Source organism: Bacillota bacterium (assembly GCA_018333655.1).
GTDB lineage: Bacteria > Bacillota > UBA994 > UBA994 > UBA994 > BS524.
The window spans coordinates 31,728-57,732 of sequence record JAGXTJ010000023.1 but is presented as its reverse complement, the minus strand read 5'-3'; the positions used below and the strand labels follow the sequence as shown (position 1 = coordinate 57,732).

Here is a 26,005-nt window from a genome sequence, read left to right as displayed (position 1 = left end):
AACCTAGTACCCCCTTTTTAATCCTCAGCCCGCTTAAGCGCGACCATAAAAAAGCCATCAATGCCGTCACGATGCGGCCAAAAATACTGCCCAGGCAGGGAGTTGTGCGGCCTAAAATCTGGGCGCTCTGCGAGCAGATAGTTCACCACATCCTCCGTCTCTTCAGGTTCAGTGGTGCAGACACTGTATACTAAAATGCCCTTGGGGGCAACTAAGTCGGCGGCACAGATAATTAAGCGCCGCTGCAGAGCTGACAAGTTAAAGATATCATATTCTTGGCGGTGTTGGCGAATGTCGGGCTTATGCCGCAGCACTCCAAAGCCCGAACAAGGCGCATCAAGCAACACACGCTCAGCTGTGCTGACGACTTCATGGGCTCTCTCTACCGGCAAATCATAGGCCACGATAGAGCTAAGCCCTAAACGCCGGGCGTTCTCTTCGACGAGGCGAAGTCGCTTGGCATTGTGGTCAAACGCCACGACCTGCCCTTTGTCCTGCATAAGAGCGGCAATATGCGTTGTCTTGCCGCCTGGGGCAGCACACAAATCGACCACCCGCTGCCCTGGCTCCACCGAGAGCAAGTGAGCGCACATGGCCGAGGCCTCACCCTGCACCTGGTAGTGCCCACGGCGAAAAAGATCACCCTGAAAAGAAGGTGTCGGTGTGGGATAAAGAATCTCAGGAACAAAGCGGCCCTCGGCGGAGGTTATACCCATATGCTCCAAATTAGCCTTCAGCTCGGCCACCGATGTACGCATGGTATTAGTCCGGATGCTAAAACGCGGCGGCTCATTGTTGGCCGAAAGAAGCGCTTCTGTCTCGCTACGACCGAGCCTAGACAAGTATCTTTTGACCAAGAAGAGAGGATGGGCGTAACGCGTGCTCAAGTAGCTGGCCTCGTCTATCTTTTCATCGGGCCAGGACAAATTGTCCTTGCGGAGAGATAAACGTCGCAGCACCGCATTAACTAAGCCCGCTGTACCGCGATGGCCGAAGGCGTGCGCGAGCTTGACTGCTTCGTCTACTGCCGCTCGGTCGGGAACACGATTTAAGTACATAATCTGGTAGGCACCTAGCCGCAAGATATTGCGTATGCTAACTGGCAACGAGGCCAATGGCCTAGTGAGCAAAGCGTCCAGCTGGTAATCTAGGGCAAGTTGGCAGCTTAGTGTACCGTACACAAGCTGAATAAGCAGTGCCTTATCGGCACCGCTTACCGCTTCATCATTGCTGCTAGCAACAAGGGCTAGGTTAGCGTAGGCCTTGTCGTTCTCGACCGACATCAGCACCCGCAAAGCCTGCAAACGCGCATTCGCCACTCTTAGTCCCTTCTGCTCCCGCGTAGGAGAACTAAGCGCAGTAGATTGGCCAAGGCCACAGCTGTAGCAGCCAAGTAGGTGTAGCCAGCCGCCCGCAGCATGTCTTTAACAGGCTCCTCTTCCTCACGCGTTACATAGCCTCCGGCGCTCAGGGAGTCGACAGCACGTGTGCTGGCATTAAACTCCACTGGCAGAGTGACAATTTGAAAGAGTACCGCGCCCGCAAAAAGCAAGATGCCTAGATCCATAAAGAGCACATTGTTAAAGAACAGGCCCGCAATAAAAAGCGGAAAAGCGGCGTTAGAGCCGAAACCAGCCAGTGGCAAGATGGCACTGCGCAGTGCTAGCGGCCCATAGTTTTCTTGATGCTGCAGGGCATGCCCTGTCTCATGCGCGGCTACGCCTAAGGCTGCTACGCTCGAACCATTGTAAACACCTTGCGAGAGACGGACGGTGCGCGAACGCGGGTCGTAGTGATCCGTCAAGGTGCCGCCTACGGGTTCCACGCGCACGTCAGTTAGCCCTGCCTGGCGCAAGATCTCGCGCGCTACATCAGCACCTGTACGACCAGATTTAACGCGCATATTGCTGTATTTCTGGTAAGCGCTTTTCATCTTAATTTGTGAAAAGAAGGCGAGAATCATTGCTACTACCATTAGAGCTAGGCCCGCGGGTGTATTTAGAAAAAACATGGGATCAACCTCCTCTAGATAGAATGAAACATGGCGTTTCGGCCTTGTAGGTAGCCACGACTAAACTCTGCGCCCGTCATGACTCGCTTACCAGCTAGTTGAACTTGCAGTAGCAGCAGGGCTTTATCTCCCGTGCCGACGTAGAGACCATCGTGCGCGCTGCTCACCTCGCCGGGGCGCAAAGACAACTTAGCATGAACTACTTGTGAACGCAAAACACGCAAGTACTGCCCCTCAAAATAAGTATAGGCTAGTGGCCAGGGATTAAGGCCCCGAATCAGATTATGGATTCTTGTCGCGTCGAGCTGCCAATCTACGTAGCCATCTTCTTTCTTAATGTTACGGGCATAAGTAGCCAGGGCGTGCTCTTGTGGCCGGCGGAGCGATTCTCCCAAATCAGGAAGTGACAACACATCTAGTAGTAGCCCCGCTCCTAGGGTGGAAAGAAGCTCGGTTACCTCGCCCGTGGTAGCCTCTTCACTAATGGGGAGCTGTGCTTGTTTAATAATGTCACCAGCATCGAGGCCGCTCGCCATGCGCATAATGGTTACGCCCGTGTCACGCTCGCCATTTACAATGGCCCAGTGTATGGGGGCACCACCGCGGTAGCGAGGCAGCAGTGAAGCGTGTATATTGAGACAGCCACAAGGCGGTATCTTGCGCACCGCGAGTGGCAAAAAAGCGGCGTAAGCCACTACGACAATAAGGTCGGGGGCAAGCCTCGCCAGGCGCTCCTCTACCTCTTTATCCTTAAGAGACCTGGCTTGCACAATGGGTAGCCCGAGCTTTTCGGCCGCCAACTTGACCGGCGGCGGCGTTAGAGCGCGACCGCGCCCCGCAGGCATATCCGGCTGGGTAAAAACCGCGGCAATGCTGTAATTATTTTGCACTAAGGCCAGGAGGGGTGGCACGGCAAAGGACGGGCTACCCATGTAGACAATCCGTTTACTCATCTGACCCGTCACTCATCTCGCTTTTGTCAAGCAGGCGGCGGGCAATATCGCAAAACAATACCCCGTTTAAGTGATCAATCTCATGCTGTAGGCATCGCGCCAGTAGGCCTTCTGCCTGCACTTTAACTTCTTCGCCTAGGGCGGTACGCGCCACTACGGTAATATGTGTTTTGCGTACCACTTCGCCGTAATGCCCGGGCCAACTCAAACAACCCTCGACATCAGCTTCTTCACCAGCGGCCTCGACTATCACAGGATTGATGAGCGCCATTTTGTCATCATCAACCTCTACCACAATAATGCGTTTCGAGATGCCAATTTGGGGGGCTGCCAGCCCAATGCCATGGTAGTGATGCATGGTAGCAAACATATCGTCAATGAGTCGTACTAAGGTGTGATCGAACCGACTCACTTCCTTGGCCTTGATACCTAGTAGCTCGTCGCCCTTTTCTCTCACTATGCGAATCGCCATGTAATCACCTCTCTATTCAATTATAACATACCAGTGGGTGCGTGCTACACAGAGGGCCTCTACCTCATCACGCTTCTCACGTAAATACTTTTGCAGATATTGCCTGCTCGAGCCCTTTATGCTGATCTGATAGCGGAAAACATCGCTCACTTTCTCGGGTGATTCTGCGACGGGGCCTAGAATGGTTAAGCTCTTATCTTGCGCGAGTAATTCCGCTATCGACCGCGTGGCCTCGCGCAACCTTAAGAGATCTCGGCTACGAAATCGCAGCGTGATGAGCCCCCCAAAAGGAGGATACGATAGCTTACGCCTGAGCTTACTTTCCACGCGCGTAAAGCCCTCGTAGTCATGCTGGCTTGCCAGCCGCAAACAATAATGGTCGGGATTATAAGCTTGCACATACACAGTGCCCGGGAGGTGTCCGCGACCGGAGCGCCCGGCAACTTGCATCAAGAGATGAAAACTCTCTTCCACGGCACGAAAGTCAGGGAAGAAAATACCGCTGTCGGCATCTATCACCCCCACGACAGTGACACTCGGGAAGTCTAGCCCTTTGGCAATCATGCGCGTGCCCAGGAGAATTTGCGAGTTAAGTGAGCCGAACTCAGTTAGTAGCCTTTCATGGGAGCCTTTCTGCGAAGTTGTGTCTCTGTCTAAACGTGTGACCCCATAATTTGGAAAAAGCTCCCGCACTTCTTGCTCGAGCTTTTCCGTACCTGCGCCTCGGCTTAACATCTGCCTACTACCACACTTAGGGCAGAGGGGTGAAGCTACCTTACTCAGTCCGCAGTAATGACATTTTAAGACACTCGCACCGGCATGCAGGCGCAGGCTGATGTCGCAATGCGGACACAAATGGATAAAGCCGCAGTCTTGGCATAGTGAAAACTGAGCGTAGCCGCGGCGATTAAATAGCAGCAAGGCCTGCTCGCCTAAGGCCAGTCTTTCGGCCATGGCTAGCCTGAGCGGAGTGGAAATAAGCCCTTTGACACCAGCCCGCAGCTCCTCGCGCATATCAACGAGCTTCACTTCGGGCAAGAAACTTCCCCTAGGTCGGCTGGCGAGGCGAAGTAGTTCTGATTTTCCTTGCATTGCCGAAGTGTAAACCTCGAGCGACGGTGTGGCACTGCCTAAGAGGAGTAGCCCCCCTGCCCGCCGCACCCGCAGTTGGGCCACCACTCTGGCATGAAAATTGAGCCCGCCCTCATGACGATAACTAGTCTCATGCTCTTCGTCCATGATGATGAGGCCTAAATTTCGTATGGGGGCGAAAACAGCGGAACGTGCTCCCACCACTATCTGTATTTTTCCTGCGGCTATATTCTGCCAAGTTCTCGCCCGCTCCCCCGCCGAAAGGGCACTATGCAGTACCCCGACCTTTTCGCCGAAGCGCGAGACAACGGCAGCTATAGTCTGCGGCGTAAGGGAGATCTCGGGCACCAAGTAAATTGCTTGCTGGTGGCGCGCCACTACGAGTGAGATCGCCTGCAGGTAGACCTCCGTCTTGCCGCTACCGGTAACCCCGTAAAGCAGGTACGGTTTCTTGCTACCGCCCACTATCGCCGCCTTAATGCTTTCTACAGCTGCACTTTGCGCCTCGGTCAGCAGAAGCGGCTGCTGCCGTACGAGGTTTTTTGCCAGCAGCAGCGGCTTGTCCTTGGGGGGTCTCTTTAGTCCACTAATCTCTTTGCACGCAAAGGGGACAGGCAGCATGAGCTCAAGCACTGCCCCCAAGGAACACAGATAGTAGTCCGCGATAACCCCTGCCAAATCGATTAAGTCACCCGAAAGCCATGCATAGCCCCCATAGAGAACTTCGCTCACTTCTTTCACCGTAGCTTCATCGACTTCAGTGGCCGCACTATGGGCAATGACGATAGCCGTGGCTTTGCGACTACCTACCTCGACCGCCACGAGACTACCTAGGGGGGCGTCGCCGCGATAAGTGAGCGTGCGCCGAGAGAGAGCGCCTATATTACAGATTACTTGTACATACATCAGTCGACTTAAAAAAAGAGCATGACCTCTGCCATGCTACTTTTCCCCCTGTTTTAATCGCAAGTAAGTAATAATACCTTGGTCGATCTCTTGCAAGGCCACAGTCACGGGCTTGCCAGCATTGTACTTGGTATTCTGCGCTAACTCACGTGCACGCTTCGAGGCCGCAATGACCAAGGTATACTTGCTATCTACTCTCTTAAGGAGCTTATCTACTGAAGGCCAAATCATCATTGGTACTTTCCCCCTACTGGTCTAGTTCTAACTTCTCTTCTTTGTCCTCAGGTTCTGGCTCAAATTTATGGTCTTTTCCGACTAGGCGATGCGCTACGGTCTCGGGCTGCACGGCCGAGAGGATGACGTGACCGCTGTCGGTGATAATTACGGCGCGAGTGCGTCGGCCATAAGTAGCATCGACCAGCATGGCACGGTCTCTGGCCTCTTGAATGATGCGTTTAATGGGGGCCGATTCTGGGCTGACAATAGCTACTATACGATTTGCGGAGACGATATTGCCAAAACCAATATTTACAAGACGCATTTCCATGTGCATACTCCCTTCGCCTGTGGATCATTCTAGATTCTGTACTTGCTCCCGCACCTTCTCTAGTTCGCTCTTAATGTCAACAACGAGCTGACTGATGGCAACGTCGGCTGATTTACTGCCAATAGTATTTACTTCTCTATTCATTTCCTGCAGATAAAAGTCCATCTTACGGCCGATGGCCTGTTTTGAGGCTAAGAAACTATGAAAATTTAGAAGATGCGCACGAAGTCGCACCACTTCCTCAGTGATGCTGGCACGTTCAGCAAAGAGGGCCACCTCTACTTCTAGTCTACTCGGGTCGACCAAAACATCACTGGCCAGTCGCTTAATATTGTCGTGCAACCGCTGGCGATACACCTCTACGGACGATAAAGAACGGTCATGTATATGCAGAACCCAGTTTGTGATCTCTGCGACGCGCATACTGATGTCGGCAGCAAGCCGTTCGCCCTCTAGAGTGCGCGAATCACAAAGCGCCTGTGCTGCCTGTCTGACCAGGCGCTTAATCTCTTCACCGGTTTCGCCGCTATCGGCCAGGGGCTCTGGCTCGATGACTACACCAGGCAGCGCTAAGAGCTGTTCTAGGGTCACCTCTGGCCGTAGCGAAAACCGTTCTGCTATTTCGAGCAGCTTGTGGCGGTACTCGGCCATTTGCTCTAAATTAAAGCTCGCCCCTCTGTTCATCTGTGTCTTCGCGGCCAGTTTCACAGTGACGTCAACACGGCCCCGAGTCACAAATTCCCGCAGAACAGCCTTTATGTCCTCTTCCAAGAAAGCAAGCTCCCTGGCGATACGGGGGGAAAGGTCAAGGTAGCGGTGATTGACGCTCTTTACCTCGACCGTGACCTGCCCGAATTGGGTGAGGCCACTACTGCGACCAAAGCCAGTCATACTGCGTATACTCATCACAACCTCCGGCGGTTCTTGCATGTGCTTCTCTGTATAGTATACCTTCTCCGCCTAGAATATCAAGGGCGTTTCCTCCCTGTCCGATACAGGAGGAGCCGGCGTAGACCAATAAAGACGGTGGGGCATCCGGCAGCTAAAAGAACTATCGCCCACTCTCCCCGCCACAAGGGCACATTTCCTAGGGCCTTACTGAGGGGAGGAAAGTAGATGGACAACATCAGGAGCGCCACCGAGAGGCCCACCGAAACTAGAAGAAAGGGATTGGTGGTGATTCCTTTTTCGGCGATACCAACAGTTTCCGAACGACAGTCAAAGACATGCAGTAGCTGGCACATCACCAAGGTGGCAAAGGCCATGGTCTGGGAGGCCTCGAGGCTATTGGTGGCGAAGAGACCTATGGCAAAGACAAAAAAGGTCGACAGGCCGATGAGAAGACCGCGCGCCACTATTTTGCGCCAGAGCCCCCTGCCGAAGACGCCTTCATCCTTGGGCCGGGGTGGCCGCAGCATAATGTTCTTATCCGTCGTGTCGACTCCGAGAGCTAAGGCAGGCAGCCCATCCGTCACCAAGTTAATCCAAAGTATTTGCATAGGCTGTAGCGGTATGGGCAGGCCTATGGCCATGGTAAAAACGACCGACACTAACTCCCCCACATTGCAGGTCAGCAGGTAGCGGAGGAACTTGCGGATATTATCGTAAATTCCACGCCCTTCTTGCATGGCCTTGACAATAGTGGCAAAGTTGTCATCCTGTAGTACCAGTTGCGACGCTTCGCGGGCTACCTCGGTGCCGCACAGCCCCATGCTAATGCCGATGTCAGCCTCGCGCAGGGCGGGGGCGTCGTTGATACCGTCACCCGTCATGGCCACAATATGACCCTGCCGCTGCAGCGTTTTCACAATGCGCAACTTACAAAGAGGCGATACTCGCGCGAAGACATTGGCATGCATGACTGCTTCCCAGAGCTCGGCATCAGTCATGGCGTCAATCTGTGCGCCTGCTACCACCTCGCCCCGCGCATGGGGCAGCCCAATTTCCTCTGCAATAGCCAAAGCTGTTAAGGCATGATCGCCAGTTATCATAATGACTCGAATACCGGCTAAGCGGCAGAGTTTGATCGCCGGTAAGACTTCTGGTCGGGGGGGGTCATGCATGGCAATCAGTCCTACGAAGGTGAGGTTGCTCTCTAGTTCTCGCACATTCTCATTCTGTAGTGGCCCACTATACTCACGATAAGCTACGGCAAGCACCCTAAGACCCCGCGCGGCAAACTCCGCTTGGCGACGCTCTAGGGCTTCCTTGTGCGAGCTCTCTATTCTAAGGCGCTTTTCACCCTCTACCACGTAACTACACATGCGTAATATGCTTTCTGGCGCGCCCTTAGTGTAGACCCAATTTTTCGCACCCAAGTCGCTGACAATGACACTCATGGCTTTTCGTTCCGCGCAAAAAGGCAGGGTGCTACGCACTGACTCCTTGGGTATCACTTTAGCCCGGGCTGCGGCCATTAGTATGGCCCCTTCGGTGGGGTCGCCCACCACAGTGGGTGGATCACCTGGTATGAGCTTGCTGGTACTACAGAGGGAGCCAATCTTTAAGGCCAGCCACAGGGGCGAATCTAATCTCACTGCTAGCTGTTGCTCTAGGCTGGCGAGGTTGTACAATGTTCCGCCCGCTAACACTTCTCTCACCGTCATCTTGTTTAGAGTGAGAGTTCCTGTCTTGTCAGAACAAATCACGGTCGTACTGCCCATAGTCTCCACGGCCGGCAGGCGTCGCACCACCGCGTTTACTTTGGCAATGCGATGAACGCCTAGTGCCAGTACGATGGTCACTAGTGTCGAGAGCCCTTCCGGGATGGCGGCAACAGCTAGACTTACCCCCGCGAGGAACATGCGATGCAGGGGCTCATCGCGCATCACCCCTAGCACAACTACTAGAGCGCAGACTGCGAGGCAGGCCACGACAAGGTAGGTACCCAATTGTCGGAATTTGATTTGCAGTGGTGTAGGCTTTTCTTCTACTTCAAGGTGCGCGGCAACGCGACCTACTTCCGTGCTCATGCCTGTCGCCGTAACGACTCCTATGGCGTATCCTTTCGTCACTAAGGTTCCGAAGTGAGCAGAGGAATGCCGCTCAGAAAGCGGAGCCTCAGCAAGCATAGCCCTGGCCACCTTGCGCACAGGCACAGATTCACCCGTAAGACTGGCTTCGTCTATCTCACAGGAGTAAGCCTGCCCCAGCCTAATGTCTGCAGGGACCCTATCGCCTGCCTTTAGCACCACGATATCACCAGGCACCAGGTTCTCGCCCGGAATGGCTTGCTCCTGCCCTTGGCGACGTACTGTGGCCATGGGGACTTCTAGCTTGCGCAGTGCTAAAAGAGCTTTCTCCGCCCTAAGCTCATGAAACAACCCAAGACCTGAGTTAAGCAGGACTATCGCGATGATAGTTATGGCATCGGCGTATTCCCCGAGCAACCCCGAGACAAGGGTGGCCGCCAGCAAGATGACCGTCATAAGGTCTTTAAACTGTGCGAAGTACATAATGATAAGGCTTGGCCGCTTTTTAGCGGCGAGACGGTTCAGCCCATATGCTTTCAGCCGCGAAGCCGCTTCATGCATGTCTAGCCCCTCTAGGCGCGAGCGCAAGCGGAGCAAGACTTCCTCGTACTCCAAACAATGATAGCTACTCTGGCGAGGCACATGATAACCCCCTTTACCTCTTAACTCTATGTACCTTGTGCGCAGAAAATGAACAGGTTAAGATAAGAGAGTCGAAAGGAGGTCTATGCTTGAGCTGGGACGGTTTTTTTCTTAATGCTTTAATTAGCGAACTCCACAGAGACTTTGCGGAGTCACGCGTCGCAAAGGTGCACCAACCTGACACCTACAAATTGACCCTGCTGCTTGGTGAAACAAAGAAGAAACAGCGCTTAGTACTCTCTATTGACCCCCGCTTTCCTGGCTTATTCGTAACCACAGAGCAGTTCGAGAACCCAGAGAGCCCCCCGCATTTTTGCTTAATGCTGCGCAAATTTATTGAGGGCAGCCGCCTTTTGTCTATTCGCATGGAGGACTTCGAGCGCGTGGTCACTCTCTCTTTTCTAGGGCGCGATGATTTAGGGGAGCAGAAGACCTACCACCTATCATTAGAACTTACGGGACGCCATAGCAATCTAATTTTACATGCGAACGGCATCATCCTTGACGCCGTCAAGCGAATTCCCTGGGGCAAGGCTGTACTGCGGCCCATCCTGCCTGGTCTAAGGTATGAAACACCTCCCTCGCAAGGCAAAGTATCCCCCCTAACCCTTCAAGCAGAGACCATTCTGGCCGCCATACCTACTAGCGATTCTACAGTGCCGCAACTGATGTGCAGCATTGTAAACGGCCTATCGATGCCACTAGCCACTGCTATCGCCAGAGATCTGTCACTGGCAAGCTCTACGGCCGCGGATCTCACCTTAGAGGAGTGGCAAAGACTAGCCCAAGTTGTACGCGCTCTAGCCTGCCGTTGCCAGAGCGGCGAGGTGCAACAAGGCTACCTGTACCGCGGGGAGAAAACTCATTTTCACATCCATCCCCTCACTCAGCTGACGGTCCCCTCTGAAACTGTCCTCGGGATAAATAACCTAGTCGTCAAGGCGCTACTGGCCATCGGTCACGATGACCCGCCGCGGGTGCTCTGCCTCAAGCTAACTAAAGAAGTACAGCTTCATCTCACTAAGCTTAGGCGAAGAGAAGAGGCCCTCGAAAAAGACCTTGTGAAAAGCCGCGAACGAGAGCCCTTCAAGCTTTTTGGTCAACTTCTCTACGCCAATGTGGCAGATTGTCGTAAAGCAGGAAACACCGCCACTGTAGTAGATTACTACAACCCCGACCTCCCCGAGGTACTTGTGCCTATAGATCCCAAACTCAGCATAGTGGATAACGCCAAGCAGTATTTTAAGCGGTATACCCGCGCAGAAGGCACAGAGAAGCATAGCCTACTGCGCTTGGCACAGTGCCAGCAAGAGATAGACTACTTTGCTTCGCTGCTTTCTGCCCTCGCACTAGCTGAGGACTTGCCGACCCTGCAAGAAATCGCGCGAGAGTTACAAGACATAGGCGTACTACCGCAAACGCGCGGCAAAGCAAAACAGCCCGCCCTAAGTCGCGGACCGCTAAAATTTGTCGCACCTGATGGCTCTACCATCTTGGTAGGTCGCAATAACTTGCAGAACGATGCTATGGTCAAGGCCGCTGGCCCTAAGGATCTATGGTTACATGTACAAAAAGCGCCGGGGAGCCATGTCATTGTTACCTATTCACCTGCTCTAAGCGACCAAACCATACTCTTTGCGGCTCAGTTGGCCGCCTACTACAGCAGCCAGCGCCATTCCGCTAATGTGCCTGTCGACTTTACCGAACGGCGCCATGTAAAACGCCCTGCCGGTGGGCGACCAGGTTTTGTGCACTACGAAAATCAGCGCACCGTTATCGTGCGAACGCCAACCTTGCCTGAAACTAACAGCGAAGTCTAGTTTTGCTCTAGTATAAGCACCTGATTGCACCCGTCATACTCCATAACTTCTACGGCAATTAGTTCGCGGCGGGAAGTTGGCACATTCTTCCCCACGAAATCGGCTCGTATGGGCAGCTCACGATGCCCTCTATCTATGAGCACGGCCAGCTGAATGCTACTTGGTCTCCCCTTGTCAACAATGGCATCGAGGGCAGCCCGCACTGTCCGTCCGGTAAACAGCACATCATCGACCAGCACCACTGTTTTGCCGGTAACACACGGCAAGGAAGATGCCTCTACGGCAGGCTCGGCATGCGCAGTAGAAAGGTCGTCGCGGTATAGCGTGATATCGATAACCCCGACTTCTACCTCCGCCCCCTCAATGCGCAAGATGGCCTCTCGTAAGCGATTAGCCAAGGGCACTCCCCTCCGCCTAACACCTAGGAGCAGTAGGTTTTCCACCCCTTTGTTCCTCTCAATGATTTCATGGGCAATGCGGGTAATGGCCCTGGCCATGGCTTTCTCATCCATAAGCTGCGCCTTCGTTCTATATTCCATGCCTTCAGCCCCCCAAATTTTACTAGCACTGTCCCGCGCGCAATCTCGCGAGAGTATCTGCGAAAAGTCGCGGCAGCTCACAAACAAAGGTCATTTTCAAATCGGTGCGCGGATGCGCGAGTACTAGTTTCTCGGCATGCAGCAATTGGCCAGAGAGGCCGAAGGCCGAGCGCTTGGGCCCATAGACGGGGTCACCGACTATGGCGTGACCGATATGAGCCATATGTACGCGAATTTGGTGGGTACGCCCGGTGTCAAGCTTACATCTCACCAGGGTATACTTGTCAAAAAGCTCTATGACTTCATAGTGAGTTCTGGCTGTACGCCCCTCGGCGCGTACGGCCATTTCTTTGCGCCGCAAAGGATGACGGCCGATAGGAAGATCAACTGTGCCCTGTTCCTGTCGCAGTCGCCCGTGTAGCAACGCCAAGTACTCTCGTCCCATGGTGCGTGAGGCCAGCTGGCCAACAAGATGCGCATGGCTGTAATCATTCTTAGCCACGACTAGTAGGCCCGACGTATCTTTATCCAAACGATGCACAATACCAGGCCGCACTTCACCACCAATGCCCGAAAGACCATCGACATGGTGGAGCAAGGCATTTACTAGCGTGCCACGCCAGTTACCCGCGGCTGGGTGCACCACCAGCCCTGCTGCCTTGTTGATGACAACTACATCGCTGTCCTCGTAAACGACTGTGAGAGGGATGTCTTCGGGAAGGGCCTCACAGGGAACGGGAGCGGGAATGACAACGGCTAAACGCTGCCCGGGTCTAATTCTATAATTGGCTTTTTGCGGCTCATCGTCCACAGTCACCTGTTGCGCCTCGATAAGGCGCGCGGCCTGACTGCGCGTAAGAGCAGGAAAAAAGCGACTTACCGCTACGTCTAAACGCAAGCCCGCGTCATGAGGAGAGACGAGGTATGAGTGCTCGCTCATTTAAATTCCGCCCGTATGGTTACAATGGCAAGCGTAAGAGCGCCCACTACTATGGCCGAGTCAGCCACATTAAAGACCGGCCAGAACCCAAGATCAATGAAATCGACGACAAAACCTAGCCTGAGGCGGTCGAGGAAGTTACCTAGGGCACCACCTAAAAGCAGCGCACAGGACCACAATGCCAAGGGTCCTGCCCGCAGGATGTCTTTGCGCCACATGAATAACACGGCCATGGTTACGAAAACCGCCACAAAGAAGAGCCAACGCTGTCCAGCAAAAAGCCCAAAGGCGGCTCCGAAATTATGCACATGCGTCAAGGCCAAGAACCCAGGCCAGATAGGCAGAGATTCGCCGTAGGACAAATTTAAGACGACCAAGTGCTTGCTCACTTGGTCGAGTAGCAGGATTCCGAGCGACAACAAAAAGGCAGCTATCAAGAAGTGACCTCCGCAAAATTCTCTTATGTACAAGCTAAGGCTCTAAATTTTTACTTACCAAGCGGACTATCTCAGCAATGAACTCACTGATGAGTGGCAGGTTCAATATGGCGATTTGCGATAACAAGTAGACCAAGAAGGCCGCCAGCAAGCTGCCGCCAAACGCGAAGCCCACGCCGCGCGCGGCCCCCGCGATAAAGTTGACCCACAGAAGTCGCCACGGATTGTTGGTCATGTCCACATAATCGTTAAATCGTATCCGCTCTAAATAGTCGCAGAACGCCGCAAATTTGCGCTCGCGCGTTGTATCGACCTTACGGTCCATGGCTGCATCGCCTCCCTTGGTCTAAGGCTAATGTGCCCCTCACCAAGAACGACCATGCAGTCGGGCTTTCTACTGCGAGAGTTTATCCCAATCTGTAGAACCGAGCATCTCTAGCTGTGCTTGTAGCAGTGCCCGGAGCCTGCCCCGAAAAATCTCGGACTGTTTTTGTACTTCAGTGTACTCAGAGGCCATTTTACGTGACTTGGAGATGGCTTCTTCAACCATTCTTTCCGCACGAACTTCCGCCTCTTTAACAATAAGCTGCGCCTCTTTGCGGGCCGAGTTCTTAACCTCTTCGGCTGTCTCTTGTGCCACCATCAAGGCCCCGTGGAGGGTCTGTTCAAGTTTGTAGTAATGGCTAAGTTTATCCTCTACCTTTTGTACTTGCTCGCGCTGCGTAGCAAGTTCGCGCAAAGTAGCCTCGTAATCGCGGGTAAATTGATCGAGAAAATCATCTACCTCTTCGACGTTGTAACCACGAATCGCCTTCTTAAACTCTTTCTTGCTGATATCTTGAGGCTTTAATGGCATAAACTCAGTCCCCCTTAGTTGTTATGCAGTCCTTTATCAATTGCCTTTTTTCTGACTGGGTCGATGACTTGCCAGTCCGTCGTCATAAATTTCACCCGTGATGTTGTCAATCTGCACAGTTGAGGGCGCGGAAAGAAAAATTGCCTCGCTAATCTTTTGCATGCGACCGCCGCTGCCATAAGTCGCTCCCGACATGAAGTCCAGGATGCGCTGCCGCCCCTTTTGATCGCAAATGTCGAGGTTGATGATTACCGGGCGGCGTGCCTTGACATGCTCAACAATATTGGGCACATCATCAAAACTACTCGGCTGCACGACGACAACCCTCATCTGCTGGCGTTTGGCAAGGTCGACTACTTGCTGCGGGCGACGCTGGGAGTGCAAATCACTGACAGCATCCTCGGGGAGGAGTGGTTCTCGCCGCGTGTCTTCCTCCTCGTCATCGTCACTATCGAAACCAAAGAAATCTAGGAATTTTCTCCATCTGGACTTTTCTCTCATAAGCCCGCTTCCCTTCGTCATTTGATGTTGGCAAAAATGGCCGTGCCAATTCTCACCATATTGGAGCCTGCGTCTAAAGCTAGGCGGTAATCGCTGCTCATGCCCATGGATAGGTGGCGCATTTCCACAGCAGGCCATTTCTCTCGGCTTAGTTCATCGTAGAGCTGCCGTACTTGGCGAAAGGACTGTCTGATCATCTCTTTGTCCGCGGTGTTTGGCCCCATCGTCATTAGACCTTTAATCGCTACAGCTTTCATACCAGCAAGAGAGTCTATAAACGGCCCTACCTCGTCAGGCCGGAGACCCTGCTTTGTTTCTTCGTCTGTAGTATCGACCTGAATAAGACAGGTGAAGACCTTGCCCTCAGCTTGCGCCACTTTGCTCATCTCTTCGGCCACCCGCAGGCTGCACAAGGAGTGAACTAAGGAAAAGGAGCCTACTATTTTGCGCAGTTTATTCGTCTGTACGCGGCCAATGAAATGCCAGGTTAACGGCAAAATGCACTGCTCTATTTTGGGAAGTGCATCTTGAACGCGATTCTCACCAAAATTACTAATGCCCATCTCGTAAGCGAGTTTAATTTCCGGCAGGCCGACGGCCTTGCTCACAGCGACCAAGGTGACGCCTGGATAGGCCTGTACGGCAGCAATTAGCTCTCGCGCCGTGTTGCTCATGGCGTTCCCGCTTTGGGCGGCAATCGCCCTGGGTTGACTACTACAGTCTCTAGGGGAATAAGTCCCGTCACGTGGGTTCTATCCCCCTTTGTCGCCACGACTCTCACCGTTCGCGCTACGTGTTCACCGTTCTCCGTTTTGACAAAGACGACTGTCTCAGCCCCAACCACTAAGGAACTTGACGGAATACTGCTGATGGGCTCACCGCGGGGACGCACCACTACATTTACAGTACGCTGTTCTAGTGCCGCAAAGGGAGGATTTGTAAGGCGCAGAGGGACGAGGACCTTGCCCTCTACCCCAGTTAACATGCGCGGCAGAGCCTCTGCCATGACCACTGTTTCGCCAAAAGCAATGTCCACCGCTTTGGGCAGAGCTAAAGTTTCTGGCGCCTCAAAGATTAACATGGCCTGAGCGGGGTCAATCACTACACCAACGGCCTGCCCCGCAGGCACTCTTTCACCATTTGCCCTTGCCCTTAAGACGCTTTTCTCTTGCCTAACCATGTCTATGGTTACAGACATGTATTCTGACACCTTAAGCGAGCCGACCCTTTCGTCTGGGGCATAACTTAAGTAGCCAGGGATGTTCGCCCTTACCACATGGACAGCCTGCTGACGTTGCGCTAGTAGCGAAGCTCTGCGCTCCTCCTCTAGGGTCTCAGACCGTGTAGCAAACGCATACTCATCTTGCCGACGGCGGGCGTTCTCTGTAGCCCGCCTCAGTTCACGCATGGCTCGCGCCATCTCAGTAGTTTCATTGTCGCGCAAGCTTAGGGCAACCTCGCTGGATAGACTGCGGACGATAGAGAGAGCCTCGGTCAGCTGCTGGCGTCGCTCGACGATGACCGCTTCCGGAGCAGCCTCGCCTGGCCTATCTGCGGCCTCTCGGGCGATTTCTGTGTCAATCGAAGACAAGAGGCTTTTATCCACGATCTCAAATAGGCTTTGCCCCGCGTGGACTCTCGCGCCATGGTCAACTAACATGTTTAAAACACCAGCCCGCCCGGTTACGAGCGCTAACTCCTCGCGCAGCATGAGAGCGTCGCCCGCAAAAATGGCACTATCTACTGCCTGCGCTTGTTCATAGCGCACCGGAGGGAAGAAGACCCTCTGGTAGACCAGCCTACCCAAGCCATAAACCCCGTACAATAGAACGCCGACAAACGCCATGAGGAGAATACGCTTAAAAACTCGCCAGCGTCGGTGCTTCCGTTTTTTCTTGCTCCGTACCGCCTCCAAGCTACTCCCCCCTTTCGGCATCTTATTCGTTATGTCTAGCGCGAAATCCTGCCAGATGGCGGCAAAAGTTCACTTGCTGCCGCCCTTTATCCACCACGGTCCACAACTTGCCTTCTGCTCTCGCTGCCACACTGCGGACAAGGCCCCAGAGCCCTTACTGCTAAGTGACAGTGTGAGCACCTTACATCCTCGATTATGAATCGCAGAAAGCTAATCCCCTTGTCGATAGCCTCACAAAGTTGCTCGTAGAGGTCTTCTATACTCAAGTGGAGACCGGCGGGGAGTCGCAAACAATGCCCCGCTGGCAAGTACTGCTCCATGCTTGCTACCAAGGCCGAAATCTTATGCTTACTAACACCCCTGTCGTCACCCGAGGCAAAAGGCACGTCCTCCCCAGTAGCCGCCAGCATAATATTAAGATCAAACTCACGTCGCAAACTTGCTACCTGCTCGCTAATAAGCCCTAGCATGTCAAATAGCTCATGCGACACGGGATAGTAGTGGAGGCCGCCCAAGTTGATGATGAGAGGAGTATCCCCCATCTTTACGAGGCCTCCTTCGCGCGCCGTAAGCTCGAGATTAGTAGCCAGGATTCTCGCGGCGATGGCGAGGTTCTCTTTTAAGCCGGATACGCCGTGGATGAGTGTTTTACTTAAGTTGAGAGAAACCTGTCCCCCTATCGTTTGTCCCCTCGTACCTTGATAGAAGTCAAGTCGTGCCGGCTCTAAGCGCAAGCCATATTTCGAAAAGGCCATAAGACCCATAAAGGAGCTGTTGCGGGGAGAATCCATGAGCGCAAAGGCCATACCCGCCCGAGAGCGAGCCATGTCTAGCGCTTTATGCAGAATTTTATACCCACCGCTCTCGCGTTCGAGATTCACCCCCCTGCGCACGCGCATGATGACCTGGGGCTCCAGAAAAGTTGCCCCCTGATCGAGAACGTCGAGCACTGTCTCCATAACGACTAGGGAGTCACGGTCTAAGTCGTCGCCTAAGTTGAGCGAGATAGTGCTCTGCGGCGGGAGAGACCAAAGGGCGAAAAGCTGCCGAAACACTGCCGCCAAGCGCTTTGGGCCGTAAAGCTGCAAGCAGGGAAGGCCAATATCTGTGACAAAATGCGGTAGCGCAAGCTCGGCTGCCTGCCAAGAAGCTAACTTGCCAGCGTGGACAAGCCCTAGGATGTACGAAGCTTCATCTTTGGCCTGCAGGGTGCGGAACTCCGGAACGAAAAGCAGGGAACGAAAGTCTGGCGTGAGCGAGTGCACGTAAACTAGACCCTGGCGCAGAGCATCATGCCAAGGCGTGGCCATCACATTCTCCAAAAGGAGGTCGCGAATTTTACCTTCTAGCAGTGCTTTAGACACCTCTTTCATTGTCCTCGCACCTTGAGCAACTTTTCGAGTTCACCGAGAAAATTATTGATATCTGTAAACTGGCGATACACGGAGGCGAAGCGCACATAGGCCACTTCATCTATGTTCTGCAGTCGTTCCATGACTAACTCGCCTATACGCGCGGACGGAATTTCGGAGGGCATTTCATTCGCGAGTTTCGCCTCGATGTCTAGGACAGCGGCCTCCAAAACGTCGAGGGGCACAGGGCGTTTCTCACAGGCCTTAAGAAGGCCAGAGAGAATTTTGCTCCTACTAAATAATTGCCGGCTACCATCTTTCTTGATGACCACTATAGGTTGTTCTTCCAGCCTCTCGTAAGTAGTGAAGCGGCGCAGGCATGCTGGGCACTCGCGCCGGCGACGAATGGTGCTGTCTTCAGCGGTCGGCCTACTATCAACTACCCGACTGTCTACGCAGTCACACTGGGGGCATTTCACCCGTTCCACCCCAATCCATAGATACCTCTTGTCTCTATGGTACTACATCTTGGGTGTTCATGACAATTCATCCTCTAAACACGGTGTCTCCAGACTAGGCATATCCACCAAAATCACATCAAGGCCTATCTTCACAATTTTGTCCCAGGCGATATACACATTATCGTCGCGTCCGAACAAACCGAGCAGCTTCCCTTGCCCCAGCACTATGAGGGCACGGATTCTCCCTTCCTGAACATCAACATCTAGGTCGCCAATAAAGCCGATGCGCCTTCCATCGAGAATGTTCACAATCTCTTTCTCGCGCAAGTCCGAAACTCGCAGCACAAGCACACCCCCTCTCCTTCATAGTGTTATATGAGGAAGAAGGGGTGTTAATGCTACTCCTAGTTGCGCAGACGGCGCCAGAGACTTTGCACGAGGTTTCGCAGGGCCGAATCGAAGCGCCTCTCCGTCGATTGTCCGACTACACCGTTGACGAAGCAGAGGGGAGGATACATCACGCACCACCAGTTTCTACCATTTCCCTCGCCAATGTGGACATTCAAAGCGCGGTAACGTCCGGCAGGCAAGGCCAGTTGGCCGTAGACCCTGCTAGGGAAGAGAAACACCCCCCATTTTACCTGCCCAACATGGGGCGACTTCTCTTTTTGTAGGGTGCTCTGTAGCAGGGATGTGAGGCCAGGCAAGGCCCTCTCGATTAGTTTCTCCGCCTGAGAAGGTGTTTCCGCCTCACTTACTAGGCGGTTAATTTCACCCAGCAAGGCATCCCTTACTGCTAGTTTCAGTCGCTGCTCTTCTTCGGTATCGCTGTGGGCATGCACATGGAGGCGAATAATCTCTCTACTGCGCATGGTGGCGCCGCCACGCGGTCCGAGTATCATTAACAGTAGGAGCAAGGTTGCGACCACTTTTTGCCACATCACTTTTCACCGCGATCGGCAATGAGCTTTTTCATCTGGACCAAGGCCGCTTTCTCTAAGCGCGAGACCTGCGCCTGAGATATTCCTATCTCGTCCGCCACTTCCATCTGCGTTTTGCCAGCAAAAAACCGCAGGTTGACGATGTGCCTTTCTCGATCACTGAGTCTAAAGAGCGCTTCTTTAATGGCGATACCTTCTAACCAGTAGGCATCATTATCTTTTTCACTCTTGATTTGGTCCATAATGTATATGGGGTCGCCACCCTCTTGGTAGATAGGGTCAAACAAAGACACTGGTTCTTGTATGGCGTCGAGCGCAAACACAACTTCTTCACGAGGCAAGTGTAGCTCTTCGGCTATCTCACTAACTGTTGGCTCTCTACCATTCCTGGTGACTAGGGCGTCGCGCACCTGTAGCGCCTTGTAGGCGATGTCGCGCAGCGAGCGACTTACACGTATGGGATTGTTGTCGCGCAAGTAGCGGCGAATTTCCCCAATGATCATCGGTACGGCATAGGTAGAGAATTTGACATTATGTTTGAGATCGAAATTATCGATAGCTTTCATAAGTCCTATGCACCCGACTTGGAACAGATCATCGACTAGTTCCCCACGGTTGTTGAAACGCTGTATGACACTTAGCACCAGGCGCAGATTGCCCATAATAAGTTTTTCGCGGGCGGCTTCGTCGCCTTGCTGTATAGCAATGAACAAGTCGCGCATTTTGGCATTGCCAAGTACTTGTAGTTTCGAGGTGTTTACGCCACATATCTCCACTCGGTTCACTGTGTTTCCCCCTTCATGCCACTCATGATGAATTATCACCATCTTTGTGCCACTTTAATACAGGGGATAACAAGAAAAGGGGGGTAATTACTCCATTTTCCTAAATTCTCGCTTCAAACGATTTAGAATTCGTTTTTCGAGACGAGATATGTAGGACTGTGAGATGCAGAGTAGGTCTGCCACTTCTTTCTGAGTGCGCTCCCGCCCATCATGGAGACCAAAACGCAGTTCTATAATCCTCTGCTCCCTCGCGCTCAGTTTAGACATGGCGCTTTGCAGCATACGCCGGTCCACTTCCGCTTCTAGCGCCCGATGAACCTCGCTATTTTCTACCGGGATGACATCAGAGAGCAGCAGTTCGTTGCCGTCCCAGTCAATATTTAAAGGCTCGTCAAGTGAGACTTCAACTTTGTTCTTTTGGTTGCGTCGCAAGTACATCAGTATCTCGTTTTCAATGCACCGAGAGGCATAGGTGGCGAGCTTGATATTACGGGCGGGATTAAAGGTATTGACAGCTTTGATGAGCCCAATTGAACCTATGGAAACCAAGTCCTCAATGGGCAGGCCGGTGTTCTCAAACTTGCGCGCAATGTAGACTACTAGTCTCAGGTTGCGTTCAATTAACACCGACTTGACAGCAAAGTCACCGCTCTTTAAGCCCTCGATAAGGTAATGCTCCTCTTCTTCCGTGAGGGGGGGCGGCAGGGCTTCGGAGCTACCGACAAAATGAACAGCTCGAGGCACCCATGGCACCCCTAAGAGGCGTAGTACCCGGAGGAAGACGAGCCAAAAGCGCAAACGCCAGAGATTGGTGCGGATCATCATTCATTCTCCCTTCTTAATCCATCGGCCAGACTTCCGCAGGTAGTAAAGCGAACTTTTCTCCTGCAGCAAATTCGAGAGGGGCAAACCCGATTACGGCGTCCACAGGGTGCCAGCTGCCCTTGACTAGAATAGAGCATGAATCCGGACGAATACCGACCATCATTCCTCCCCCTGCCACCGCGGTATAGGGTATGAGAGTGAGCCTAGAGGCCAGCCAGTCTGGCAATGAGTCAAGCAAGGTTTCGCCCAATTTATCCCATTGATACACGAGCGACAGCAGCTCTTCGGGCAGCAAATCTGATATGGCTTCTGCATCGACCACCACCACCGGACGGTAGCTCAGTGGCTCGAGCAAAACATTGCCCGTGTCGAGTAGGCCGAGGAGCGAAACCGAAATCCCCTGTAAAACAAACTCAAAGCGCGCGCTCTGTTCACTGTGACGGAATTGCCGCCCCAAGTTCGCCCACAGTCGCTGCACAGGCAGGGTCATCAAGATCGGTCCGCCTACCACAATGTACCAGCCCATACTAGGCAGCGCTTCGCTCACCCCCCCTACTCCAAAAAGGGCCATGCCTAGGGTAAGACCAGCACAGAGAGCCGAGATAAGCAGGAACACGCCTGTATGCTCTAGGCACTGCCTAAGTCCCCTCGGGGTAAAGCAGCAGTTAACCATCGCTATGGCGACTACTACCTTCAGTGAGAACAGCACCCAAGTTGGCCCTGGGAGCAATAGCCAAAGTAGGGAGGACATCGCCCCAAGAGAAGCTGCCCACATTAGTCGGGCGCGAGGTGCCTGCCGACGCAGAGTTTTAGCGGTAGCCCACAGCAGCCACCAATTCATGGCCCAATTCAGTAACCACAGTGAGTCAAGGTATATGACCAAGACAAACACCCCCGCTCATGATGATTATAATGAGCTAGGGGTGTTGAAAAATGTCATTTTTCGTAGATAATTATTTATCAAAGCTGCGTTTTCGGCGTACAAAAGTTGGGATGTCTAGTTGATTGTCATCAAGCGGAGAAATGGTGATGCCATCAAACACATGCTCCTTAGGTTTGCGCCCTTCAAAGCCAGTGGCGATAACGGTAACCCTCACTTCTTCGCCCATCGTTTCGTCTATCACCGCGCCGAGGATAAAGTTAGAATCTACGTCTACGGCCTGTTGTATAATTTTACCGGCCTCATCAACCTCAAACAGGCTGAGGGAAGGCCCTCCTGTAATAGCTAGCAAAACGCCCTTAGCACCGTCTATGGATGTTTCGAGCAGAGGGCTTGATATCGCCATCTTGGTGGCGGCAATGCAGCGGCCCTCGCCAACGGCCTTACCAATACCCATCAAGGCTGAGCCAGCATTAGACATAATGGCTTTGATATCGGCAAAGTCAACATTGATGATGCCAGGAACCATCATGACGTCAGAGATGCCTTGTACACCTTGCCTGAGCACATCATCGGCCATGCGGAAAGCTTCCATAAATGTCGTATTTTTATCCGCTACCTGTAGCAAGCGGTCGTTGGGGATAACGATAATTGTATCTACTTTTTCACGCAGTGCGGCAATACCACGCTCGGCCTGTGTCATGCGTCGTTTGCCCTCAAACCCGAATGGTTTTGTGACTACACCCACGGTTAAGGCACCCAAATCTCGCGCCACCTCGGCCACAATCGGTGCGGCACCAGTACCTGTGCCACCGCCCATGCCAGCGGTCACGAAAATCATGTCCGCCCCCTTAAGGGCCTTAGCCAGCACTTCGCGACTTTCTTCAGCCGCCTTAGTACCCACCTCGGGATTAGCACCTGCACCCAGCCCACGGGTGAGTTTTTCTCCAATCTGCAACTTGTGAGTAGCCAGCGATGCACTCAAAGCCTGTGCATCGGTATTTACGGCAATAAATTCTGCCCCTTTAAGTCCGGCCTCAATCATGCGGTTGACGCCATTACTGCCGCCGCCACCGACACCTATAACTTTAATTTTAGCAGGTTGATTATAATCGTTATCCCACTCTAACACTCTCTCTCGCCCCCCATACTACTCCCAAAAATCTTGGAAAAAACCTTTTACCTTGTCCATAATTCCGCGCCCGCTCTTCTGTTGTTTGTTGACACTAGCTTGTCCGCCGCGCCGATTAAGAACATATGTCAACACTGCCACCGCGGCATTGTAGCCTGGGTCATCGACGGCACCGTAGGTTTCAAGGCTTACCCTTACACGATTTCCCAAAATTCGTCTCAGTAGGGCGAGAAAGGACTTGTGCTTGGCAGTGCCACCAGTGACCACATAGCCGCCATTAGGTACATCGCTGCCGTTCATCTCACGAGACTGCTGCCGCACCATGTTAAATATCTCTTCATAACGGGGCTCCATAACATCGATAATCTCACCCGCCGTGACTTTTCTAGCCTCTACATGCCCAAAACTAGCTAAATCTATGGCTCTGTCCGGGGGTTGGGTAAACCAGTCAACTTCCGTCTTGAGGCGCTCCGCCGTCTTGGTGCTTACACGCAGCCCTAGAGTCAGGTCGTTGCTCACATAAGCGCCGCCAAGGGGGACTGCGGCGATCGAGCGCAAAGCTCCTTCTTCAAAATACGCCATCTCGGTTACCGCGGCACCGACATCAACCAGCTCGACACCTAGCTCGCGTTCGTCCTCGCTTAAGAGCAACTCTCCCAGGGCGAGAGGCTTGAGCACGAAACCTTCCACAGCATAGCCCGCGCGCTCTACGCTGCGCCTAAGATTAGACAGGGCAGTTAAGTTACCTACCACCAACATAGCCTCTAGCTCTAAGCGCATGCCTATCATGTTCACCGGATCTTTTAGACCGCCGTATCCATCTACTATGTACTGCAGCGCCACCATGTCTACGATTTCTCTGTTGGGTGGCAGATTGACCAGCCTAGTTGCCTGCATAACTCGATCGATATCTTCTTGACAGACCTCGTGGTCAGCGCCTAGTACTGCCACCATGCCTTTAGAGGGCTGCAGCACCGCGTGTAGTGGAGAGAGAGCCACAAAAAGAGAGGCTGTAGTGCCCCCCGCCATGCGCTCTGCAAATGCTACCACCTCTCTGACGGAAGCTGCACTGGCCTCAACATCAACTATCAGCCCTTTGCGCATACCTGCCGAAGGGCGGCTACACATGCCGAGAATTTGCACTTCACCGCGCTGATTAATTTCGGCAATGACACAGCGAGTGTTGGCTGTCCCGACATCCAAACTCGCAATCAGTTCTTTCCGCACTCGTCCACCGCCCTTCTCTATACTCATTCATTCTATCACACTCGCAACAGGAGCATCCTGCGTATGATGGCGAGATTTTGAAAAATCCGCACTCCAAACGCCACCACTGCGGCCAGGTAAAGATTAATGCCCATTCTATCCCCAACGAAGGCGAGCAGTGCTGCCAGCAGGGCATTGCTAAGCAACCCACTTACAAAAATTGTGTCGTCAAAGGTGCCAGACAGCGAAGACCTTAAACCCCCGAGGAGCGAGTCTGCGGCCGCAAGAAGAGCTACCGCGGTATAGGGAGCTAAGTGTGGGGGAATTCTCACGCCGCTGACAAACCCGAGCAGGAGTCCCATCATTAAACCGACTGTAGCTAGTAACATTATCCTATCTCCCCAATACAGGCTCTGCCCATTCGAACCGTAGCGGCTGCGTAAACCCAGGCACCGTTACTTTTTCATGCAGCCTCAACTCTATCTCGATGCCAAAGTAGCTGAGTGTTTCAATAATACCACCGCGCATGCGTAAGGCGCTTTCTAAAGCTTTATTATCGCCAATGGCAGTCACTACAAAAGGAGCGGCAATGCGGGTGTTGTTCACGGACACTGAAGGTCCGGCACAGTGAATTTCACTAGTCGCCAAGAGTCGCTGTCCGTTGACAGAGATAGCTTCCGCTCCGGCAGCCCGCAACACATTAACTATTTTTAAAATATCTTCATCATGGACAATAAAAACGGCCGGGTCATCAGTTGCTGCTGCTAAACGCTGACTATCATTAATGGTCACGGATATGCCCTGTCCCATGACGGCGGTAATGCCGGCCAAGACGCGAGCATTCTCTAAATTACTGTGCAACTGCTCGAGCACGCCTTCACCTCTGGTGGCAGCAACTTCGTATCCCCTGAGCTGCTCGCGCAGGCCATCAAGTTCTACTTGAAGATTCTGATTTTGGCGCATGGCGTCCATCAGCAGCACCCGCATTTCCGAAGTACGCAGGTCAGGGACAACAGTGGCGAAATTTCCGGTGCTGCGAATCTGCAGTGCTAGAAGCCAGCCCAGCAAGAGGCAAACAGCGGTGAGGGCGACATGAGAGCGACCTTTCATTTATTACCGTCCTTTATATACGGGGACCTCACCTGTCATATCGATGTAGGCCGTCGTTTCTCGCGACAATCCCCTCTCTTTATAAGCATAAAGCACGGCAGGAAGCAATGCAAGACGTGACTGTGTATGGGCATTACTGCCTAATCGAATCAACACACCCGCTGTCGTGGTCATGTTAACAAAACCATTGGCGGTGACATGTATTTCGGAAATACTTGGCCTTACACTGCCTGGCAAATTTAGCACTACCTGATGAGCTACTGCGAACAGCGGATGTATAATTGTGTCGCCAAGATAGGCCTGTGTGAGCGGTACCCCCGTGATAATCGGCAAATTGACACGACTAAAGTCATGTACTATAGAAATTACGCGGCCAAGGCCATCGATCTCGACAAAGCCATCATGATAGGGGATGACCGCTAGGCCAATGTTCTCTTCGACAGAAATTTCTAGTTTATTTGGCCAGATGCGCCGCACAGAAGCTGCGGCAATTTGCGGGTGCGCTAACAATCGCTCGACAACTTCACTTAGATTGAGCCGCAGGAGATTAGCCCCCCGCCATACGCCTGCCAACTCCTCCACATGTCGCGCAGTCAAGGTCTCTACACCCTTGACTTCGACCTGCTCTAGGCTGAAGAACCAGGGAGCTTGTACCATTTGCCAGCAAAAAAGGAGCACGAGAAATATGAGAAACGCTCCTCTCACCATGA

Annotated in this window: 29 protein-coding genes and 1 pseudogene; 1 reads left to right on the top strand and 29 read right to left on the bottom strand. The window is 53.0% G+C overall.

Annotation, left to right across the window (positions count from 1 at the left end):
- Positions 1–17: 17 nt before the first annotated feature.
- The 9 genes and pseudogenes from rsmB to KGZ92_04630 form a co-directional block, all read right to left on the bottom strand.
- Entirely contained in the window at positions 18–1,319 is a 1,302-nt protein-coding gene (rsmB, locus tag KGZ92_04670; GenBank protein ID MBS3888578.1) for a 16S rRNA (cytosine(967)-C(5))-methyltransferase RsmB, read from the bottom strand.
- A gap of 2 nt (positions 1,320–1,321) precedes the next feature.
- Positions 1,322–2,011: a zinc metallopeptidase gene (locus tag KGZ92_04665; protein MBS3888577.1), complete on the bottom strand. Its 690-nt coding sequence runs from the start codon at positions 2,009–2,011 to the stop codon at positions 1,322–1,324.
- A gap of 14 nt (positions 2,012–2,025) precedes the next feature.
- Positions 2,026–2,964 carry a methionyl-tRNA formyltransferase gene (gene fmt / locus KGZ92_04660; GenBank protein MBS3888576.1) on the bottom strand — a complete coding sequence of 313 codons (939 nt, stop codon included), beginning with the start codon at positions 2,962–2,964 and terminating at the stop codon, positions 2,026–2,028.
- Positions 2,957–3,436 carry a peptide deformylase gene (gene def / locus KGZ92_04655; protein ID MBS3888575.1) on the bottom strand — a complete coding sequence of 160 codons (480 nt, stop codon included), beginning with the start codon at positions 3,434–3,436 and terminating at the stop codon, positions 2,957–2,959. The genes fmt and def overlap by 8 nt, the downstream gene beginning before the upstream one ends.
- A 12-nt stretch (positions 3,437–3,448) precedes the next feature.
- A complete protein-coding gene (priA, locus tag KGZ92_04650; protein ID MBS3888574.1) occupies positions 3,449–5,434 on the bottom strand; it encodes a primosomal protein N' in 1,986 nt (661 codons plus the stop codon).
- A gap of 36 nt (positions 5,435–5,470) precedes the next feature.
- A complete protein-coding gene (locus KGZ92_04645; protein MBS3888573.1) occupies positions 5,471–5,665 on the bottom strand; it encodes a DNA-directed RNA polymerase subunit omega in 195 nt (64 codons plus the stop codon).
- A 16-nt stretch (positions 5,666–5,681) separates the two neighbouring features.
- Positions 5,682–5,981, bottom strand: a complete 300-nt coding sequence (locus tag KGZ92_04640; protein ID MBS3888572.1) for a DUF370 domain-containing protein — start codon at positions 5,979–5,981, stop codon at positions 5,682–5,684.
- Between the two features lie 24 nt (positions 5,982–6,005).
- Positions 6,006–6,887 (bottom strand): YicC family protein, encoded by an 882-nt coding sequence (locus tag KGZ92_04635; GenBank protein MBS3888571.1) that lies wholly within the window; start codon positions 6,885–6,887, stop codon positions 6,006–6,008.
- A 62-nt stretch (positions 6,888–6,949) separates the two neighbouring features.
- Positions 6,950–9,589, bottom strand: a pseudogene (locus KGZ92_04630) (cation-translocating P-type ATPase).
- A gap of 95 nt (positions 9,590–9,684) precedes the next feature.
- Here KGZ92_04630 and KGZ92_04625 point away from each other — a divergent pair.
- A complete protein-coding gene (locus KGZ92_04625; protein MBS3888570.1) occupies positions 9,685–11,415 on the top strand; it encodes an NFACT family protein in 1,731 nt (576 codons plus the stop codon).
- Here the strand turns inward: KGZ92_04625 and pyrR are convergent.
- The 20 genes from pyrR to KGZ92_04525 all read right to left on the bottom strand — a co-directional run bounded on the left by pyrR (position 11,412) and on the right by KGZ92_04525 (position 26,003).
- Positions 11,412–11,954 carry a bifunctional pyr operon transcriptional regulator/uracil phosphoribosyltransferase PyrR gene (gene pyrR, locus KGZ92_04620; protein ID MBS3888569.1) on the bottom strand — a complete coding sequence of 181 codons (543 nt, stop codon included), beginning with the start codon at positions 11,952–11,954 and terminating at the stop codon, positions 11,412–11,414. The genes KGZ92_04625 and pyrR overlap by 4 nt on opposite strands.
- 22 nt (positions 11,955–11,976) lie before the next feature.
- On the bottom strand, positions 11,977–12,894 hold the full coding sequence (locus tag KGZ92_04615; GenBank protein ID MBS3888568.1) for an RluA family pseudouridine synthase: 918 nt from the start codon (positions 12,892–12,894) through the stop codon (positions 11,977–11,979).
- Positions 12,891–13,328 (bottom strand): signal peptidase II, encoded by a 438-nt coding sequence (lspA, locus tag KGZ92_04610; GenBank protein MBS3888567.1) that lies wholly within the window; start codon positions 13,326–13,328, stop codon positions 12,891–12,893. The genes KGZ92_04615 and lspA overlap by 4 nt, the downstream gene beginning before the upstream one ends.
- Positions 13,329–13,365: 37 nt before the next feature.
- Positions 13,366–13,656: a hypothetical protein gene (locus KGZ92_04605; protein MBS3888566.1), complete on the bottom strand. Its 291-nt coding sequence runs from the start codon at positions 13,654–13,656 to the stop codon at positions 13,366–13,368.
- Between the two features lie 69 nt (positions 13,657–13,725).
- A complete protein-coding gene (locus KGZ92_04600; protein MBS3888565.1) occupies positions 13,726–14,187 on the bottom strand; it encodes a DivIVA domain-containing protein in 462 nt (153 codons plus the stop codon).
- 36 nt (positions 14,188–14,223) lie between these two features.
- Positions 14,224–14,688 (bottom strand): cell division protein SepF, encoded by a 465-nt coding sequence (locus tag KGZ92_04595; protein ID MBS3888564.1) that lies wholly within the window; start codon positions 14,686–14,688, stop codon positions 14,224–14,226.
- 17 nt (positions 14,689–14,705) lie between these two features.
- Complete coding sequence (locus tag KGZ92_04590) at positions 14,706–15,362, bottom strand: YggS family pyridoxal phosphate-dependent enzyme (GenBank protein MBS3888563.1); 657 nt, start codon at positions 15,360–15,362, stop codon at positions 14,706–14,708.
- Positions 15,359–16,603, bottom strand: coding sequence for a hypothetical protein (locus KGZ92_04585; protein ID MBS3888562.1), 1,245 nt, complete (start codon positions 16,601–16,603; stop codon positions 15,359–15,361). Before KGZ92_04585 ends, KGZ92_04590 begins: the two co-directional genes overlap by 4 nt.
- Positions 16,604–16,689: 86 nt before the next feature.
- Entirely contained in the window at positions 16,690–17,976 is a 1,287-nt protein-coding gene (locus KGZ92_04580; protein ID MBS3888561.1) for a hypothetical protein, read from the bottom strand.
- The gene (gene nrdR / locus KGZ92_04575) at positions 17,973–18,434 is read right to left on the bottom strand and encodes a transcriptional regulator NrdR (protein ID MBS3888560.1); all 462 of its coding nucleotides are present in this window, start codon (positions 18,432–18,434) and stop codon (positions 17,973–17,975) included. Before nrdR ends, KGZ92_04580 begins: the two co-directional genes overlap by 4 nt.
- A gap of 57 nt (positions 18,435–18,491) precedes the next feature.
- A complete protein-coding gene (locus tag KGZ92_04570; protein MBS3888559.1) occupies positions 18,492–18,761 on the bottom strand; it encodes a YlmC/YmxH family sporulation protein in 270 nt (89 codons plus the stop codon).
- A 59-nt stretch (positions 18,762–18,820) separates the two neighbouring features.
- Positions 18,821–19,360: a stage II sporulation protein R gene (locus KGZ92_04565; GenBank protein MBS3888558.1), complete on the bottom strand. Its 540-nt coding sequence runs from the start codon at positions 19,358–19,360 to the stop codon at positions 18,821–18,823.
- Positions 19,357–20,184: an RNA polymerase sporulation sigma factor SigG gene (gene sigG / locus KGZ92_04560; protein ID MBS3888557.1), complete on the bottom strand. Its 828-nt coding sequence runs from the start codon at positions 20,182–20,184 to the stop codon at positions 19,357–19,359. Before sigG ends, KGZ92_04565 begins: the two co-directional genes overlap by 4 nt.
- 45 nt (positions 20,185–20,229) lie before the next feature.
- On the bottom strand, positions 20,230–20,967 hold the full coding sequence (gene sigE, locus KGZ92_04555) for an RNA polymerase sporulation sigma factor SigE (protein MBS3888556.1): 738 nt from the start codon (positions 20,965–20,967) through the stop codon (positions 20,230–20,232).
- A gap of 13 nt (positions 20,968–20,980) precedes the next feature.
- Positions 20,981–21,850, bottom strand: coding sequence for a sigma-E processing peptidase SpoIIGA (locus tag KGZ92_04550; GenBank protein ID MBS3888555.1), 870 nt, complete (start codon positions 21,848–21,850; stop codon positions 20,981–20,983).
- A gap of 70 nt (positions 21,851–21,920) precedes the next feature.
- Positions 21,921–22,979, bottom strand: a complete 1,059-nt coding sequence (gene ftsZ / locus KGZ92_04545; GenBank protein ID MBS3888554.1) for a cell division protein FtsZ — start codon at positions 22,977–22,979, stop codon at positions 21,921–21,923.
- A gap of 18 nt (positions 22,980–22,997) precedes the next feature.
- Positions 22,998–24,206, bottom strand: coding sequence for a cell division protein FtsA (ftsA, locus tag KGZ92_04540; GenBank protein ID MBS3888553.1), 1,209 nt, complete (start codon positions 24,204–24,206; stop codon positions 22,998–23,000).
- 35 nt (positions 24,207–24,241) lie between these two features.
- Positions 24,242–24,574 (bottom strand): small basic family protein, encoded by a 333-nt coding sequence (locus KGZ92_04535; GenBank protein MBS3888552.1) that lies wholly within the window; start codon positions 24,572–24,574, stop codon positions 24,242–24,244.
- A gap of 4 nt (positions 24,575–24,578) precedes the next feature.
- Positions 24,579–25,295, bottom strand: a complete 717-nt coding sequence (locus tag KGZ92_04530) for a DUF881 domain-containing protein (GenBank protein MBS3888551.1) — start codon at positions 25,293–25,295, stop codon at positions 24,579–24,581.
- Between the two features lie 3 nt (positions 25,296–25,298).
- Entirely contained in the window at positions 25,299–26,003 is a 705-nt protein-coding gene (locus KGZ92_04525) for an FtsQ-type POTRA domain-containing protein (protein ID MBS3888550.1), read from the bottom strand.
- Positions 26,004–26,005: the final 2 nt, after the last annotated feature.

Excerpts from the sequence above, each read along its gene's own strand:
- KGZ92_04665 (MBS3888577.1), bottom strand. The coding sequence starts at position 2,011 with ATGTTTTTTCTAAATACACCCGCGGGCCTAGCTCTAATGGTAGTAGCA.
- fmt (MBS3888576.1), bottom strand. The coding sequence starts at position 2,964 with ATGAGTAAACGGATTGTCTACATGGGTAGCCCGTCCTTTGCCGTGCCA.
- def (MBS3888575.1), bottom strand. The coding sequence starts at position 3,436 with ATGGCGATTCGCATAGTGAGAGAAAAGGGCGACGAGCTACTAGGTATC.
- priA (MBS3888574.1), bottom strand. The coding sequence starts at position 5,434 with ATGTATGTACAAGTAATCTGTAATATAGGCGCTCTCTCTCGGCGCACG.
- KGZ92_04645 (MBS3888573.1), bottom strand. The coding sequence starts at position 5,665 with ATGATTTGGCCTTCAGTAGATAAGCTCCTTAAGAGAGTAGATAGCAAG.
- KGZ92_04640 (MBS3888572.1), bottom strand. The coding sequence starts at position 5,981 with ATGGAAATGCGTCTTGTAAATATTGGTTTTGGCAATATCGTCTCCGCA.
- KGZ92_04635 (MBS3888571.1), bottom strand. The coding sequence starts at position 6,887 with ATGAGTATACGCAGTATGACTGGCTTTGGTCGCAGTAGTGGCCTCACC.
- pyrR (MBS3888569.1), bottom strand. The coding sequence starts at position 11,954 with ATGGAATATAGAACGAAGGCGCAGCTTATGGATGAGAAAGCCATGGCC.
- KGZ92_04615 (MBS3888568.1), bottom strand. The coding sequence starts at position 12,894 with ATGAGCGAGCACTCATACCTCGTCTCTCCTCATGACGCGGGCTTGCGT.
- KGZ92_04605 (MBS3888566.1), bottom strand. The coding sequence starts at position 13,656 with ATGGACCGTAAGGTCGATACAACGCGCGAGCGCAAATTTGCGGCGTTC.
- KGZ92_04600 (MBS3888565.1), bottom strand. The coding sequence starts at position 14,187 with ATGCCATTAAAGCCTCAAGATATCAGCAAGAAAGAGTTTAAGAAGGCG.
- KGZ92_04595 (MBS3888564.1), bottom strand. The coding sequence starts at position 14,688 with ATGAGAGAAAAGTCCAGATGGAGAAAATTCCTAGATTTCTTTGGTTTC.
- KGZ92_04590 (MBS3888563.1), bottom strand. The coding sequence starts at position 15,362 with ATGAGCAACACGGCGCGAGAGCTAATTGCTGCCGTACAGGCCTATCCA.
- KGZ92_04580 (MBS3888561.1), bottom strand. The coding sequence starts at position 17,976 with ATGAAAGAGGTGTCTAAAGCACTGCTAGAAGGTAAAATTCGCGACCTC.
- sigG (MBS3888557.1), bottom strand. The coding sequence starts at position 20,184 with ATGGTGATAATTCATCATGAGTGGCATGAAGGGGGAAACACAGTGAAC.
- sigE (MBS3888556.1), bottom strand. The coding sequence starts at position 20,967 with ATGATGATCCGCACCAATCTCTGGCGTTTGCGCTTTTGGCTCGTCTTC.
- KGZ92_04535 (MBS3888552.1), bottom strand. The coding sequence starts at position 24,574 with ATGTTACTAGCTACAGTCGGTTTAATGATGGGACTCCTGCTCGGGTTT.
- KGZ92_04530 (MBS3888551.1), bottom strand. The coding sequence starts at position 25,295 with ATGAAAGGTCGCTCTCATGTCGCCCTCACCGCTGTTTGCCTCTTGCTG.
- KGZ92_04525 (MBS3888550.1), bottom strand. The coding sequence starts at position 26,003 with ATGGTGAGAGGAGCGTTTCTCATATTTCTCGTGCTCCTTTTTTGCTGG.